Annotated in this window: 13 protein-coding genes; 10 read left to right on the top strand and 3 right to left on the bottom strand. The window is 43.0% G+C overall.

The window, feature by feature from the left end; genetic code table 11:
* Window position 1: 1 nt before the first annotated feature.
* The 3 genes from recF to dnaA all read right to left on the bottom strand — a co-directional run bounded on the left by recF (window position 2) and on the right by dnaA (window position 3,645).
* The gene (recF, locus tag Vgang_RS00065) at window positions 2–1,081 is read right to left on the bottom strand and encodes a DNA replication/repair protein RecF (protein ID WP_105902972.1); all 1,080 of its coding nucleotides are present in this window, start codon (window positions 1,079–1,081) and stop codon (window positions 2–4) included.
* The gene (gene dnaN / locus Vgang_RS00060; RefSeq protein WP_105902971.1) at window positions 1,082–2,182 is read right to left on the bottom strand and encodes a DNA polymerase III subunit beta; all 1,101 of its coding nucleotides are present in this window, start codon (window positions 2,180–2,182) and stop codon (window positions 1,082–1,084) included.
* Window positions 2,183–2,253: 71 nt separating this feature from the next.
* Entirely contained in the window at window positions 2,254–3,645 is a 1,392-nt protein-coding gene (gene dnaA, locus Vgang_RS00055) for a chromosomal replication initiator protein DnaA (protein WP_105902970.1), read from the bottom strand.
* Window positions 3,646–3,972: 327 nt separating this feature from the next.
* Between dnaA and Vgang_RS00050 the strand changes: the two genes are divergently transcribed.
* From Vgang_RS00050 to mioC, 10 genes are all read left to right on the top strand, one after another.
* The gene (locus tag Vgang_RS00050; protein WP_105902969.1) at window positions 3,973–4,734 is read left to right on the top strand and encodes an amino acid ABC transporter substrate-binding protein; all 762 of its coding nucleotides are present in this window, start codon (window positions 3,973–3,975) and stop codon (window positions 4,732–4,734) included.
* A gap of 252 nt (window positions 4,735–4,986) precedes the next feature.
* Window positions 4,987–6,717 carry an ABC transporter ATP-binding protein/permease gene (locus Vgang_RS00045; RefSeq protein ID WP_105902968.1) on the top strand — a complete coding sequence of 577 codons (1,731 nt, stop codon included), beginning with the start codon at window positions 4,987–4,989 and terminating at the stop codon, window positions 6,715–6,717.
* 17 nt (window positions 6,718–6,734) lie between these two features.
* The gene (locus tag Vgang_RS00040; protein WP_105902967.1) at window positions 6,735–7,406 is read left to right on the top strand and encodes an amino acid ABC transporter permease; all 672 of its coding nucleotides are present in this window, start codon (window positions 6,735–6,737) and stop codon (window positions 7,404–7,406) included.
* The gene (locus tag Vgang_RS00035; RefSeq protein ID WP_105902966.1) at window positions 7,403–8,140 is read left to right on the top strand and encodes an amino acid ABC transporter ATP-binding protein; all 738 of its coding nucleotides are present in this window, start codon (window positions 7,403–7,405) and stop codon (window positions 8,138–8,140) included. Before Vgang_RS00040 ends, Vgang_RS00035 begins: the two co-directional genes overlap by 4 nt.
* 221 nt (window positions 8,141–8,361) lie before the next feature.
* Window positions 8,362–8,496, top strand: a complete 135-nt coding sequence (gene rpmH / locus Vgang_RS00030) for a 50S ribosomal protein L34 (RefSeq protein ID WP_021707029.1) — start codon at window positions 8,362–8,364, stop codon at window positions 8,494–8,496.
* Window positions 8,497–8,541: 45 nt separating this feature from the next.
* Window positions 8,542–8,865 carry a ribonuclease P protein component gene (gene rnpA / locus Vgang_RS00025; RefSeq protein WP_245879956.1) on the top strand — a complete coding sequence of 108 codons (324 nt, stop codon included), beginning with the start codon at window positions 8,542–8,544 and terminating at the stop codon, window positions 8,863–8,865.
* Window positions 8,832–9,089, top strand: coding sequence for a membrane protein insertion efficiency factor YidD (gene yidD / locus Vgang_RS00020; protein WP_105902964.1), 258 nt, complete (start codon window positions 8,832–8,834; stop codon window positions 9,087–9,089). Before rnpA ends, yidD begins: the two co-directional genes overlap by 34 nt.
* A 2-nt stretch (window positions 9,090–9,091) precedes the next feature.
* Window positions 9,092–10,741 (top strand): membrane protein insertase YidC, encoded by a 1,650-nt coding sequence (yidC, locus tag Vgang_RS00015; RefSeq protein WP_105902963.1) that lies wholly within the window; start codon window positions 9,092–9,094, stop codon window positions 10,739–10,741.
* Window positions 10,742–11,019: 278 nt separating this feature from the next.
* Entirely contained in the window at window positions 11,020–12,381 is a 1,362-nt protein-coding gene (gene mnmE / locus Vgang_RS00010) for a tRNA uridine-5-carboxymethylaminomethyl(34) synthesis GTPase MnmE (RefSeq protein ID WP_105902962.1), read from the top strand.
* A 207-nt stretch (window positions 12,382–12,588) separates the two neighbouring features.
* Window positions 12,589–13,038 carry an FMN-binding protein MioC gene (mioC, locus tag Vgang_RS00005; protein ID WP_105902961.1) on the top strand — a complete coding sequence of 150 codons (450 nt, stop codon included), beginning with the start codon at window positions 12,589–12,591 and terminating at the stop codon, window positions 13,036–13,038.
* The last annotated feature ends 521 nt before the right edge of the window (window positions 13,039–13,559 follow it).

Raw genomic sequence — 13,559 nt, 5'->3', positions numbered from 1 at the left:
ATTATCCTTGCTCTATTTTGCCATGTTCCACATGAAACATCCTGCTATTTTCACTTTGCATTTCAGCAATGTGACTTGCAGTAATAGAACTTATAAAAACCTGTGCCTGGGTTTGCTTTAAATATTCAGCAAGACGACCACGGCGTTGACTATCTAGCTCAGAGGCAAAATCATCAATTAAATAGATACATTGCTTACCAGTGGTTTGAGTCAAGTGCTGACCTTGCGCTAAACGCAACGCACACACCATGAGCTTTAATTGCCCACGCGACAGCACATCTTCCACCGGAGTCGCATTAATTTTCAGTTTGAGATCCGCTTTATTCGGGCCACTGAAGGTGTAGCCGAGCTGCTGATCTCGTTCAAAATTCTTGTGTAAAATTTCCGCATAGGGCGTGTCTTTATCCCAGCCCCTATAATACTGAATTTTCACTTCAAATTCAGGTAAAAAAACACCACAAATCTGCTCGGCAACCTGTTTTAATTGCAAAACATAGTCAGCGCGCCACTGACTGATGGTTTCCGCTAATTCCGCTAACTCTTTATCCCAAAAACTCAGTTCACGATAACTGGTGGCGGTCTTTAATAATGCGTTGCGTTGTTTGATTAATCGCTTTAAACGCGCCCATTTATCATAAAAACTGGGTTGAGTATGAAAAACGCCCCAATCGATAAAAGAACGGCGGAACTTAGGCCCTTCAGTTAATAACTCAAAGCCTTCAGTATGTATTAATTGTAGAGGCAAAATTTGCGCCAATTGAGCAATTTTCTGCCCACCTTGGCCACCAATTTTGACTTCGCTACTGCCATCACGTTGCTTATTAATACCAATCGGCAATTCATAATCATCTTGTGATACAAAACGTCCATGTACGAACAGTTCATTTTCATCGTTTTGGATCACCCGCCCAGTTAACGTGCTTTTGAACGAGCGACCATGGCCAAGCAAATAAATCGCTTCCAGCACACTGGTTTTGCCGCTGCCATTGGGGCCGACCAGAAAATTAAAGCCTGGTGATAAAGATAAATCACAGGCTTTAATATTACGAAATTGCTGTATAGATAATCGAGTGAGCGGCATTTATAAGCGGATCGGCATCACAACGTACATCGCCGAGGCATCTTCTACGTTTTCTACTAACGCACTGGCATTGGCATCACTCATCGACATACGCACGGTTTGGCATTTCAGAGTATTTAAAATATCCAGTACGTAGCTAACGTTAAAACCAATTTCAAGCGGCTCACCTTGGTAATTTACATCCAAGTTTTCTTCCGCTTCTTCTTGCTCAGGGTTATTGGCGGTAATACGCATTTCAGAGCCAGACAAATTGACACGCACACCGCGGAATTTCTCATTCGACAAAATGGCAGCACGCGAGAAAGATTGACGCAAAGCTTCACAATCGGCTTCTAACGTTTTGGTGCTATGTTGCGGCATTACGCGGCGATAATCGGGGAAACGGCCGTCAACCAGCTTAGAAGTAAAGGTAAATTCATTCACATTGGCGCGAATATTCGAGCTACCAATCTGCAGGGTAACTTGCTCATCAGGGCGATCAAGTAATTTGATTAATTCTAGTACCCCTTTACGCGGTACAATCACTTGCTGCTGCGGGTATTCGCCCACTAATGCGGTTTCTGCTACCGCCATACGGTGACCATCGGTCGCAACCGAACGCAAAGTCGTGCCTTCAATTTCAAACAACATGCCGTTTAAGTAATAGCGAACGTCTTGGTTCGCCATTGAGAACTGAGTTTTTTCCACCAGCTGACGCAATTCACCTTGAGTAACTGTGACTTCTGCTTCACTTTGCCAATCTTCAATATTAGGGAAATCAGCCGCGGGTAATGTGGCAAGAGAAAAACGACTGCGGCCTGATTTGATCAATAAACGCTCTTCATCTAGCGTGATATCAATATTGGCACTATCCGGTAAACCACGGCAAATATCGAGAAACTTACGTGATGGGACGGTGGTGCTACCTGGTTCAAAATGACCTTCTAGCGCTAAACGACAAATCAGTTCAACTTCTAAATCGGTTGCAGTGATGGTCAATTCACCGTTATCCACTTTAATCAGTAGGTTACCTAAAATAGGCAAACTTGAGCGACCACCTAATGCACCAGACACTTGTTGCAAAGGTTTGATCAATTGAGAGCGTTCAATGGTAAATATCATAATCTACTCTAAGTAATTTCAACCGGTTAATAGGTAAAATGCACGACAAAGAAAAACGAATAATTTATCTATTACGAAGATAAAGTACGAATCAAGTTAGAATAATCTTCTTTAATATCGTGGCTTTCTTCACGCAATTCTTTAATTTTACGGCACGCGTGCAACACAGTGGTATGGTCACGGCCACCAAACGCATCACCAATTTCAGGCAAGCTATGATTGGTGAGCTCTTTTGATAATGCCATCGCCAATTGACGAGGACGTGCCACCGAACGTGAACGACGTTTAGATAATAAGTCAGCTACTTTGATTTTGTAATATTCGGCCACAGTTTTTTGAATATTATCGATGGTGACCAATTTCTCTTGTAACGCTAATAAATCACGCAGCGCTTCACGTACAAAATCGATGGTAATTGGACGGCCAGTAAAATTGGCGTTAGCAATCACACGGTTTAATGCTCCTTCCAATTCACGCACATTGGAACGCAGACGCTTCGCGATAAAGAAGGCCACTTCATCTGCCAGGGTAATTTGGTGATCTTCGGCTTTTTTCATCAAGATGGCGACGCGAGTTTCCAATTCAGGCGGTTCGATCGCAACCGTTAGACCCCAACCAAAGCGGGATTTTAGACGATCTTCTACACCGCTGATCTCTTTTGGATAACGATCGGAGGTGAGAATGATCTGCTGATTACCTTCTAATAACGCATTAAAGGTATGGAAGAATTCTTCTTGAGAACGATCTTTTTTGGCAAAGAATTGAATATCATCGATAAGCAAAGCATCAAGACTACGGTAATAACGCTTAAATTCTTCCATGGTACCGTCAGTAAGCGCTTTTACCATGTCTTGCACAAAGCGCTCAGAGTGCATGTACACCACTTTGGCGTTTGGATTATTTTCCACAATCGCATTACCCACTGCTTGCAATAAGTGGGTCTTACCTAAACCCGTCCCACCATACAAAAATAGAGGGTTATAAGACACGCCCGGATTACCTGCGACCTGTTTGGCGGCCGCTAAACCGAGTTGGTTTGACTTACCTTCTACGAAATTATGGAATTTATGCTTAGGTTGCAGGTTAGAGCGATGATTCACATCGATCGTCACTGCGCGCTCATTTGGCGCTGCAGCCGGTGCACGTCCATTAGCAACATTCGCTGGCGCTGGCGCATCAAAAGTCGGCTTTTTCGGTGCCGCCGTAGCAGGTTGAGCTGGCTTACTTCCCACTTCAAAACGCAAATTCGGCGTATCAGAACCAGAAAATTCTTTCAGTAATCGATCAATACTATGGAGATACTTATCACGCACCCAGTCTAATACAAAACGGTTAGGGGCAAATAAGGTGAGAGTATTGTCATTGAGCTCAGCTTGTAGGGGTCTCACCCACATACTGAATTCAGTTGCAGGAAGCTCTTCTTGAAGCCGTTGCAAGCACTGCAACCATAACGAAGACGACACATTAACCTCACACGAAATAAAATGATCTTAAAGGAATGTAATTCTACAGCTTAGGCTGCAAGATCACCAGTAATAGATCCTCAGATCAGTGAATAAGATCTAAGTTATTCACAATTTTTACCATGATCTTCTTTTTTCTGTGTGCAAGTGGATAATTTTGATCTTTTTATCGCTGAAATCTGCCTTAGTGCATAAAGTTACCCACAAACCCTCGCCTTTATTTTCAAACCATCTAATATCAATTGTTATGATTAATAACATCTTATTCTTAGATTTATTAATAAGGGGATAAGTATAATGACACCCAAATCATCTGGAGAATGAAGTATGAACCGAACAATCACTAAAATCATTAGCGCTGCTGCCCTATTTTTTTCTATCACAGGTTTAGCACAAGCGGCGAATCAAGAAGTCAAAGTCGGTATGTCAGGTACCTATTTTCCATTCACTTTTCAAAAAATGGATAAACTGCAAGGTTTCGAAGTCGATTTGTGGAATGAAATCGGTAAACGTAATGATTACGATGTGAAATTTGTTACCGCTAACTTTTCGGGCTTATTTGGCTTATTAGAAACCGGTCGAATTGATACTATTTCTAACCAAGTAACGATGACCGATGCGCGTAAGGCTAAATATCTGTTCTCTGAACCTTATGTGGTTGATGGGGTGCAAATCACGGTACGTAAAGGCAATGACTCCATTCATGGTATTGAAGACTTAGCGGGTAAAACCGTAGCGGTCAATCTTGGTTCAAACTTTGAACAAGTGCTACGTAGCTATGATAAAGACGGCAAAATCAACATCAAAACTTACGATGCGGGCATCGAGCAAGATGTGGCTCTAGGTCGTTCGGATGCCTTTGTGATGGACCGTTTATCGGCACTACAAATCATCAAAAAAACCAACTTACCTCTACAATTGGCTGGCGAACCGTTTGAAACCATTGAAAATGCGTGGCCATTTGTTGATAACGAAAAAGGCCACAAACTACAAGGTGAAGTGAATAAAGCGCTCGATGCCATGCGCGCAGACGGCACATTAGCCAAAATTTCTGAAAAATGGTTTGGCGCTGATATCACGAAAAAGTAATCGCCTTCCCCTTTAAGATTCCAACTCGCGCTTTCCGCAGCTCCCCCTGTGAAAGCGCGTTTTGTTTTAGTCTCTATTTTTAACGATTGGTTATAGCACTACGTACTGTTTTTCTGTCTTAATCCCGCCATTTGTATCAAAATGTTACCAATATAATTCTTTTGGCTGAACTCTAGGACGTGACTCCAGTCTGTCATTTGATATCAGTAAGCACTCTCGACCCACAGCGATTTGACTAGAGGAACATTTTTCATGGCGCTGCATTTAACTTCATCTCGCTTTCTTGGCAAAGTTTGGCAATTATCGAAACCTTATTGGCAATCGGAAGAAAAATGGATCGCACAGGGGCTATTAGCGGCAATCGTGCTACTCAATCTTGGCATGGTGTACATGTCGGTGATTTTGAACCAATGGAACTCGGATTTTTACAATGCCTTACAAGAGCTAGATAAAGACGCGTTTATTCATCTCATTTTAAAATTTTCAATCATTGCGGCGATATTCATTGCGATAGCGGTATACCGCATTTATCTCAATATGATGCTGCAACTGCGTTGGCGTCGTTGGCTAACCAATGCTTACTTTTCAGAATGGCTCAGTGATCGTTCGTATTTCCAATTGGAGCGTGGCAACCATCAAACCGATAACCCAGATCAACGTATCGCCGAAGATATCGACCAGTTCACTGGAGATACCTTAAGTTTATCCCTAGGTTTACTCAATTCTGTTGTGACCTTAGCCTCATTCATTACCATTTTATGGGGCTTGTCTTCGCCACTGAATATCGACATTGCAGGCCATCAACTGAATATTCCAGGCTTTATGGTGTGGGCGGCATTACTGTATGCGGTTGTGGGCAGCTTTATCATGCATAAAATTGGTAAGCCATTAATTGGACTTAACTTTATGCAGCAAAAATTCGAGGCCAACTTTCGTTATTCGATGGTGCGCTTACGTGAAAATGCCGAAGGGGTCGCGCTCTATCATGGTGAAGACAAAGAACGAGAATTACTGGAACTGCGCTTTACCGATGTATGGAAAAATACCTGGCAAATCATGCGTAAACAGAAGCAAATTGTCGGGTTTAATAGCGGCTATAATCAAATTGCCATCATCTTCCCGATTATTATTGCTGCGCCGAGCTTTTTCTCTGGTGCCATCAAACTCGGCGGCTTAATGCAGGTCAACAACGCCTTTTCCCAAGTCATGGGCGCAGTCAGTTGGTTTGTCGATTCGTATGCCAGCATTGCTAGCTGGAAAGCCAGTGTTGACCGTTTAACCACCTATAATCAAGATATGATGGAGACTAAGCAGCAAGCCGAACATTCGAAACTCAAGGTAACACGCCAAACGCAAAATACGCTTAGCATTCATCACTGCCAAGTTAAGCTGCCGAATGGTAATGTGCTGAGCCAGCTGCAAGCCTTAACCTTAACTACCGGTCAACATACGTTAATTTCTGGTCAGTCAGGGATTGGCAAAAGCACCTTAATGAAAACCATTGCGGGTATTTGGCCGTTTTCTGAAGGTAATGTCGAACTGGAACAAAGCAGCTTATTTTTGCCACAAAAGCCTTATTTACCAGTAGGAACATTGCGTGAAGTGCTGTGTTATCCAAAGGTTGATATTGAAATCGATGATGAGAAAATTCAACACTTACTAGAGGCGTGTCATTTAGAGCATTTCATTACACAACTAGACGAAGTAAAGCACTGGTCTCACACTATGTCACTCGGTGAACAACAGCGAGTGGCGTTGGTTAGGACGTTGATAATACAACCTAAGTGGCTATTTTTAGATGAAGCCACCTCATCTTTGGATGAAGAAACCGAAAGCAAAATGTACCAATTACTTGAAAAACAGCTGCCAGATACCACATTAGTGAGCATTGCCCATCGCAGTAAAGTGGCGCGTTATCACCACTATCGATTGCATGCCCAACGTGTCGAGCAACAAGTTAACTGGCAATTTAGCCCAATATAAGGAACGACCTTTTAATCATGAATTTTGATGTGAACTACATGCTCGAGCTGCTGCCGATCTTATTTCGCTATCTCGGCACCACTTTGCAAATGGCCTTTTGGGGTATGATCTTCGCACTGATACTCGCTATTGTGATCGCGAATATCCGTGTGTTTAAAGTGCCCGTATTGGATCAACTCAGCCAGCTGTATATTAGCTTTTTCCGTGGCACACCGTTGTTAGTCCAGCTCTTTTTACTTTATTACGGTTTACCACAAATCTTCCCTATTTTTGTCGGTATGGATGCCTTTACCGCGGCCATTATCGGTTTAACCTTGCACTTTGCTTCTTATATGGCAGAGAGTATTCGCGCTGCAATTATTGGTATTGATCGCAGCCAAATGGAAGCCAGTATTTCGATCGGTATGACGTCATCGCAATCGATGCGACGCATTATTTTGCCTCAAGCGTCACGCGTGGCTCTGCCTTCATTGATGAATTATTTCATTGATATGATTAAATCGACGTCACTTGCGTTCACTTTAGGTGTGGCAGAAATCATGGCCAAAGCACAAATGGAAGCCTCATCCAGTTTCCGTTTCTTTGAAGCCTTCTTAGCGGTAGCCTTAATTTATTGGGGGGTCGTATTAGTGCTGACTCGAGTACAGACTTGGGCTGAAACCAAACTGAATAAGGCATATCAACGATGATCAGAATTGCTAATCTACACAAAACCTTTGGCGATACCGAAGTGTTAAAAGGCGTGGATATTGAGATCCAAAAAGGCGAGATCATCGTGATTATTGGCTCCAGTGGTACCGGAAAATCCACCTTATTACGTTGCGTCAATTTCTTAGAGCAACCCGAGCAAGGGGTGATAGAAATTGAAGGCACGACCGTCGATGCGCAAAATCACACGAAAGCGGACATGCTGGCACTCCGCCGTAAAACTGGGTTTGTATTCCAAAACTACGCACTGTTTGCCCATTTAACCGCCAAACAAAACATTGCTGAAGGTTTGATCACGGTAAGAGGCTGGAAAAAAGCCGATGCCCTGGCGCACGCACAGCAAATATTAGATGACATTGGCCTTGGCGATAAAGGTGACAGTTATCCAGCGTCATTATCGGGTGGCCAACAACAACGAGTGGGCATTGGGCGTGCTATGGCCTTCGATCCAGAACTGTTGTTATTCGATGAACCGACCTCGGCACTCGATCCTGAATGGGTCGGCGAAGTATTGAATTTAATGAAGAAATTGGCGAAACAGCATCAAACTATGCTGGTGGTCACCCATGAAATGCAATTTGCCAAAGAAGTCGCGGATCGCGTGATCTACATGGCTGATGGTCATATTGTGGAGCAAGGTACGCCGGATCAAATATTTAATTCACCGAGTCATCCACAACTTATCAAGTTCTTAAACCAAGTAGGGATCCAATAGGATCCTTGCACTTGATATAAGAACCCGTATAATCCGCACTCAGATTTTTAGGCCAACCGGCTTTTTATTGCCCAATAACGGCGTTTATTAAGCCTTGTAGCATTGACTCTTAGCCAGTCAATGATTACAATTCCGCCTCTTTGTTGAGAGGTGTCGGATTAAATGTCTCACACCGGGTTCAACAGGAACCTATAAACTACTGATCAGTAAAGGTAATAATCATGAAACGTACTTTTCAACCTACTGTTCTTAAGCGTAAACGTACTCACGGTTTCCGTGCACGTATGGCTACTAAGAACGGTCGTAAAGTAATTAATGCACGTCGTGCAAAAGGCCGTAAGCGCCTTTCAAAATAATTTTGAATTATTTTGACTAAGTCTACTTTTACTCGGGAGTTACGTTTGTTAACTCCCGAGCATTATCAAAACGTCTTTCAGCAAGCTCATCGAGCCGGCTCTCCTCATTTCACTATTATCGCTCGCAATAATACACTCTCCCATCCAAGACTTGGATTAGCTGTTCCGAAAAAACAAATCAAAACCGCCGTTGGTCGTAACCGTTTTAAACGTTTAGCCCGTGAAAGCTTTCGCCTAAAACAACACCAATTGCCAAGTAAAGATTTTGTCGTGATTGCAAAAAAGAGTGCGCAAGATTTGAGTAATGACGAAATTTTTAAGTTATTTGATAAGTTATGGCAACGCCTGTCTCGCCCTTATCGTGGTTAGCGATTAGGTTAATATACCTATATAAAGGACTTATTAGCCCACTGATTGGCCCACGATGTCGTTTTACACCAACTTGCTCCACTTATGCTATTGAAGCAATTAATGAGCACGGTTTTGTAAAAGGGTGTTGGTTATCTGGCAAACGTCTATTAAAATGCCATCCTTTAAATGCTGGGGGATATGACCCTGTCCCACCAAAACAAAAACACGACAGAGATAAATAATAATGGATTCTCAACGTAATATCCTGTTAATCGCGTTTGCTCTAGTCAGCTTTTTACTATTCCAACAATGGAGTAATAAAGATGCTCAACCAGCTCAAACTAGCGTGCAGCAGACTCAAACCACAAACGACGGTAGCTTACCTCATGACCCTGCTGAAGCCTCGGCTGATCCGTTAGCTCCTCAGCAAATAAAAAATCAACCAGCAAAAACCACCATCCAAGTAAAAACGGATGTGTTAACGCTAGCCATTAATCCTGTTGGTGGTGACGTTGTTTCAGCAAAACTAAATCAATATAACGAGACGCTGAATTCCAAAAATCCTTTCATGCTGCTGAAAGAAGAACCGGATCATGAGTACATTGCTCAAAGTGGTTTAGTCGGTCCTCAAGGTATTGACGTTAGCACTGCGAATCGCCCTACTTACCAAACTTCTGCTTCTTCTTTCCAACTAGCAGAAGGCCAAGACGAACTACGCATTCCTCTTACCTACACAGCCAATGGCATTGAATACACCAAAACCTTCATTGTTAAGCGCGGTAGCTACGCCATTGATGTGGTTTACGATATTCAAAACAACTCAGGTCAAGATGCGACTCTAGGTATGTATGCTCACCTTCGCCAAACCATGGTGAAAGGTAATGGTCACATTGGTATGCCTGTGTACACTGGTGGTGCTTTCTCTACGTCTGAAACTCGTTATGAAAAATACAAGTTTGACGATATGAAAGACAAAAACCTCAACAAAACTCTGGAAGATGGCCAGGGTTGGGTTGCGATGCTAGAACACTATTTCTCTTCAGCTTGGATCCCTCGTGACCAGCCAGGTACGATTTTATACTCTCGCGTGATTGGTGATGTGGCGGACATCGGTGTTCGTACACCAAACCAAGTGATTGCAAACGGTCAAAATGGTGAAATTAAAGCCACACTTTGGGCCGGTCCTAAGCTGCAAGACCAAATGGCGGCAACGGCACCTCACCTAGATCTTGTGGTCGACTACGGTTGGTTATGGTTCATTGCTAAACCACTACATTCATTACTTTCTTTCTTACACGAGCACGTTGCAAGTAACTGGGGTATCGCGATTATCCTACTAACTTTCATCGTTCGTGGTGCGATGTATCCGCTAACCAAAGCGCAGTACACGTCGATGGCAAAAATGCGTATGCTTCAGCCTAAGATTGCGGCAATGAAAGAGCGTCTAGGTGATGACCGTCAACGCGTAAGCCAAGAAATGATGGCCATGTACAAAGAAGAGAAAGTTAACCCGCTTGGTGGTTGTTTCCCTATCTTGCTACAAATGCCTATCTTCATCGCACTTTACTGGGCGTTGATGGAATCGGTTGAATTGCGTCACGCGCCATTCTTTGCGTGGATCCATGACTTATCAGCGCAAGACCCTTACTACATCTTGCCTATCCTGATGGGTATCTCAATGTTGATCATCCAGAAGATGAGCCCAACAACCATTACCGATCCAATGCAGCAAAAAATGATGATGTTCATGCCGATCATCTTTGTTTTCTTCTTCTTGTGGTTCCCAGCAGGTCTAGTACTTTACTACCTAATGTCGAACATCGTAACCTTGGTTCAACAAACCTTGATTTACCGAGCACTCGAGAAAAAAGGTCTGCATTCTAAGAATAAATAATCTTCTTAGACGTACAAAATAATGAAGGCGGCCAGTTGGTCGCCTTTTGCTTTTCATTTTATAAATAGCAAAAGCAGATTAGAATTTAATACCAATTACACTAATTAGATGGTCAGAAATTGCGTAGGGAAAAGGCTTGAGAACAAGGCAAAAATTTTCGATAAGTAGTTATTCTACAATCAAAATTTATAACGCAGTTATCAAGCCTTTTAACAAGCAAGAATGATCTGATAATTAGTACGATTGGTATAACCTCACCTACTAAACAGGTTGGAATTATGAGTACAGATACAATCGTGGCACAAGCGACCGCCCTTGGACGTGGTGGTGTTGGCATCATCCGAGTATCAGGGCCCAAAGCGACCCAAGTTGCGCGAGAAGTTCTGGGGCGAGAAATCAAACCTCGTTACGCAGAATATCTCCCATTTAAAGATGAACAAGGCCTACAGCTCGACCAAGGCATTGCGCTGTATTTCCCGAATCCAAATTCATTTACTGGTGAAGATGTCCTGGAATTGCAAGGGCACGGCGGCCCTGTAGTGATGGATATGCTGATCAAACGCATCCTAAAAATTGATGGCATTCGCGCGGCACGCCCAGGTGAGTTTTCAGAACGCGCCTTTTTAAATGACAAAATCGATCTCACTCAAGCCGAAGCCATTGCTGATTTAATCGATGCTAGCTCTGAAGAAGCCGCAAAATCGGCGCTCAACTCTCTACAAGGCGAGTTTTCAGGTCGCATTAATCAGCTGGTGGAATCGTTAATTTATCTGCGAATTTATGTCGAAGCGGCGATTGATTTTCCTGAAGAAGAAATCGACTTTTTAGCCGATGGCAAAGTCAGCGCTGACTTACAAACCATCATTGATAACCTAGCGGCCGTACGTAAAGAAGCCAACCAAGGTGCTCTTATTCGTGAAGGTATGAAAGTGGTTATCGCAGGGCGTCCAAATGCCGGTAAATCTAGCCTTCTGAACGCGTTGTCAGGTAAAGAGTCGGCGATTGTGACCGACATCGCAGGCACGACACGAGACGTGTTACGAGAGCATATTCATATTGATGGCATGCCATTACACATTATCGATACTGCCGGGCTACGTGAAGCGTCAGATGAAGTTGAGAAAATTGGTATTGAACGCGCTTGGGAAGAAATAGAACAAGCTGATCGCGTGTTATTTATGGTGGATGGCACGACTACTGAGGCCACCGATCCCAAAGAGATCTGGCCGGATTTTGTCGAACGTTTACCAAATAGCATAGGTATGACTGTGATCCGCAATAAAGCCGATCAAACCGGAGAAACACTGGGGATCTGTCACGTCAATAACCCAACCTTGATCCGTTTATCGGCCAAAACAGGCGATGGTGTGGAAGCGCTACGTGAACATTTAAAAGAGTGTATGGGCTTTGCTGGTGGCAGTGAAGGTCGGTTTATGGCACGCCGTCGTCACCTAGAGGCGCTTGATAATGCCGCGCACCACCTTGAAATAGGTCAACAGCAACTAGAAGGTTACATGGCCGGAGAAATCCTGGCAGAAGAACTCCGCATCACGCAGCAACATCTCAGCGAGATCACCGGTGAATTTAGCTCTGATGACTTACTCGGACGTATATTTTCCTCATTCTGTATCGGCAAATAACTCTCTATTGCGATTCTATATTGCTAAATAACAGGCTTTAATTAAGCGAACCAATAAGACACGCCATGGGCTTTGCGATCAAAGTCCGTGGCGTTTTATTTTCATCTCAACCTCATCAACCATTAGCCCTACCATCTTTGTGTTGATAATCTTAGCGTTAAGCCTATTATCTAGCACAAAGCATTAGGCATTAATAAGAGAGTGACTATGATCCAGATTATTACAGGTAGCACCTTAGGTGGGGCTGAATATGTGGGAGATCACTTAAGTGATCTACTCATCGCACAAGGACTTGAAACCCAAATCCACAATCAGCCGGATCTTGCTGAAATAGAAGCGACCGGTATTTGGTTACTGATCACCTCAACCCACGGTGCCGGTGATTACCCAGACAATATCCAACCATTTATCAGTGCATTAAAATCCACGCCACCGCGTATGTCGGAAGTGAAATTTGCCGTGATTGCCATTGGTGACTCAAGCTATGATACTTTTTGTGGTGCAGGGAAAGATGCAAGAGAAACGTTATTAGATATTGGCGCACAAGAATTGTGTCCGCACTTAGAAATCGATGTTATGAGCACTCCAGTTCCAGAAGAACCTGCTGAAGAGTGGCTCAACAATCACTTAACGGCCTTTAGCCAAGACCAAAAATAACGCTATATCTACCTCATTCCCTCTGAAAAAGCAGATGCCTCCATCTGCTTTTTATTCCTTTTATAGTAAAAATCGTCGTTATCCGTCATAAAGTCATAGAACAACTTGAACTAAGTGTTCAAAATTCAACCAAACCACCTGTGGATAAACTACCTTTTATCCTGTGATCCTACCATTTTTATACACTGGATAACTATTTCATCAAAACTACTTGTGGATAAATAGCGATTTAGATCCCAGTTAATACAGAGTAAGATCAGGCTTAGATCACAAGAAAGGATCGTTCTAAACATCATGATCTTTAAGATCATTTTCTTGTTATCCACATGATCGAGCTTCTCTAATAATAGATCCAATAAAAGATCTATATAAAGATCTTATATATATAAAGCCTTTCTGATCCTCGATTTTCTCTGACAAATTGATTCTCAGTGAAGATTAAAAAAGGTAGAATATCGCTCCTTTTATTTCCCTCGATCATATTGAAGTGATCGTTTTAATTGAATACTTGAGGTCTGATC

Origin of the sequence: Vibrio gangliei (assembly GCF_026001925.1) — a bacterium.
Lineage (GTDB): Bacteria > Pseudomonadota > Gammaproteobacteria > Enterobacterales > Vibrionaceae > Vibrio > Vibrio gangliei.
The sequence above is the reverse complement of the archived record's forward strand: the minus strand, read 5'-3'. Positions and strand labels throughout refer to the sequence as shown.

Coding starts and splice junctions, on each gene's coding strand:
- recF (WP_105902972.1), bottom strand. CDS start 1,081: ATGCCGCTCACTCGATTATCTATACAGCAATTTCGTAATATTAAAGCC.
- dnaN (WP_105902971.1), bottom strand. CDS start 2,182: ATGATATTTACCATTGAACGCTCTCAATTGATCAAACCTTTGCAACAA.
- Vgang_RS00050 (WP_105902969.1), top strand. CDS start 3,973: ATGAACCGAACAATCACTAAAATCATTAGCGCTGCTGCCCTATTTTTT.
- Vgang_RS00045 (WP_105902968.1), top strand. CDS start 4,987: ATGGCGCTGCATTTAACTTCATCTCGCTTTCTTGGCAAAGTTTGGCAA.
- Vgang_RS00040 (WP_105902967.1), top strand. CDS start 6,735: ATGAATTTTGATGTGAACTACATGCTCGAGCTGCTGCCGATCTTATTT.
- Vgang_RS00035 (WP_105902966.1), top strand. CDS start 7,403: ATGATCAGAATTGCTAATCTACACAAAACCTTTGGCGATACCGAAGTG.
- rpmH (WP_021707029.1), top strand. CDS start 8,362: ATGAAACGTACTTTTCAACCTACTGTTCTTAAGCGTAAACGTACTCAC.
- yidD (WP_105902964.1), top strand. CDS start 8,832: ATGGCAACGCCTGTCTCGCCCTTATCGTGGTTAGCGATTAGGTTAATA.
- yidC (WP_105902963.1), top strand. CDS start 9,092: ATGGATTCTCAACGTAATATCCTGTTAATCGCGTTTGCTCTAGTCAGC.
- mnmE (WP_105902962.1), top strand. CDS start 11,020: ATGAGTACAGATACAATCGTGGCACAAGCGACCGCCCTTGGACGTGGT.
- mioC (WP_105902961.1), top strand. CDS start 12,589: ATGATCCAGATTATTACAGGTAGCACCTTAGGTGGGGCTGAATATGTG.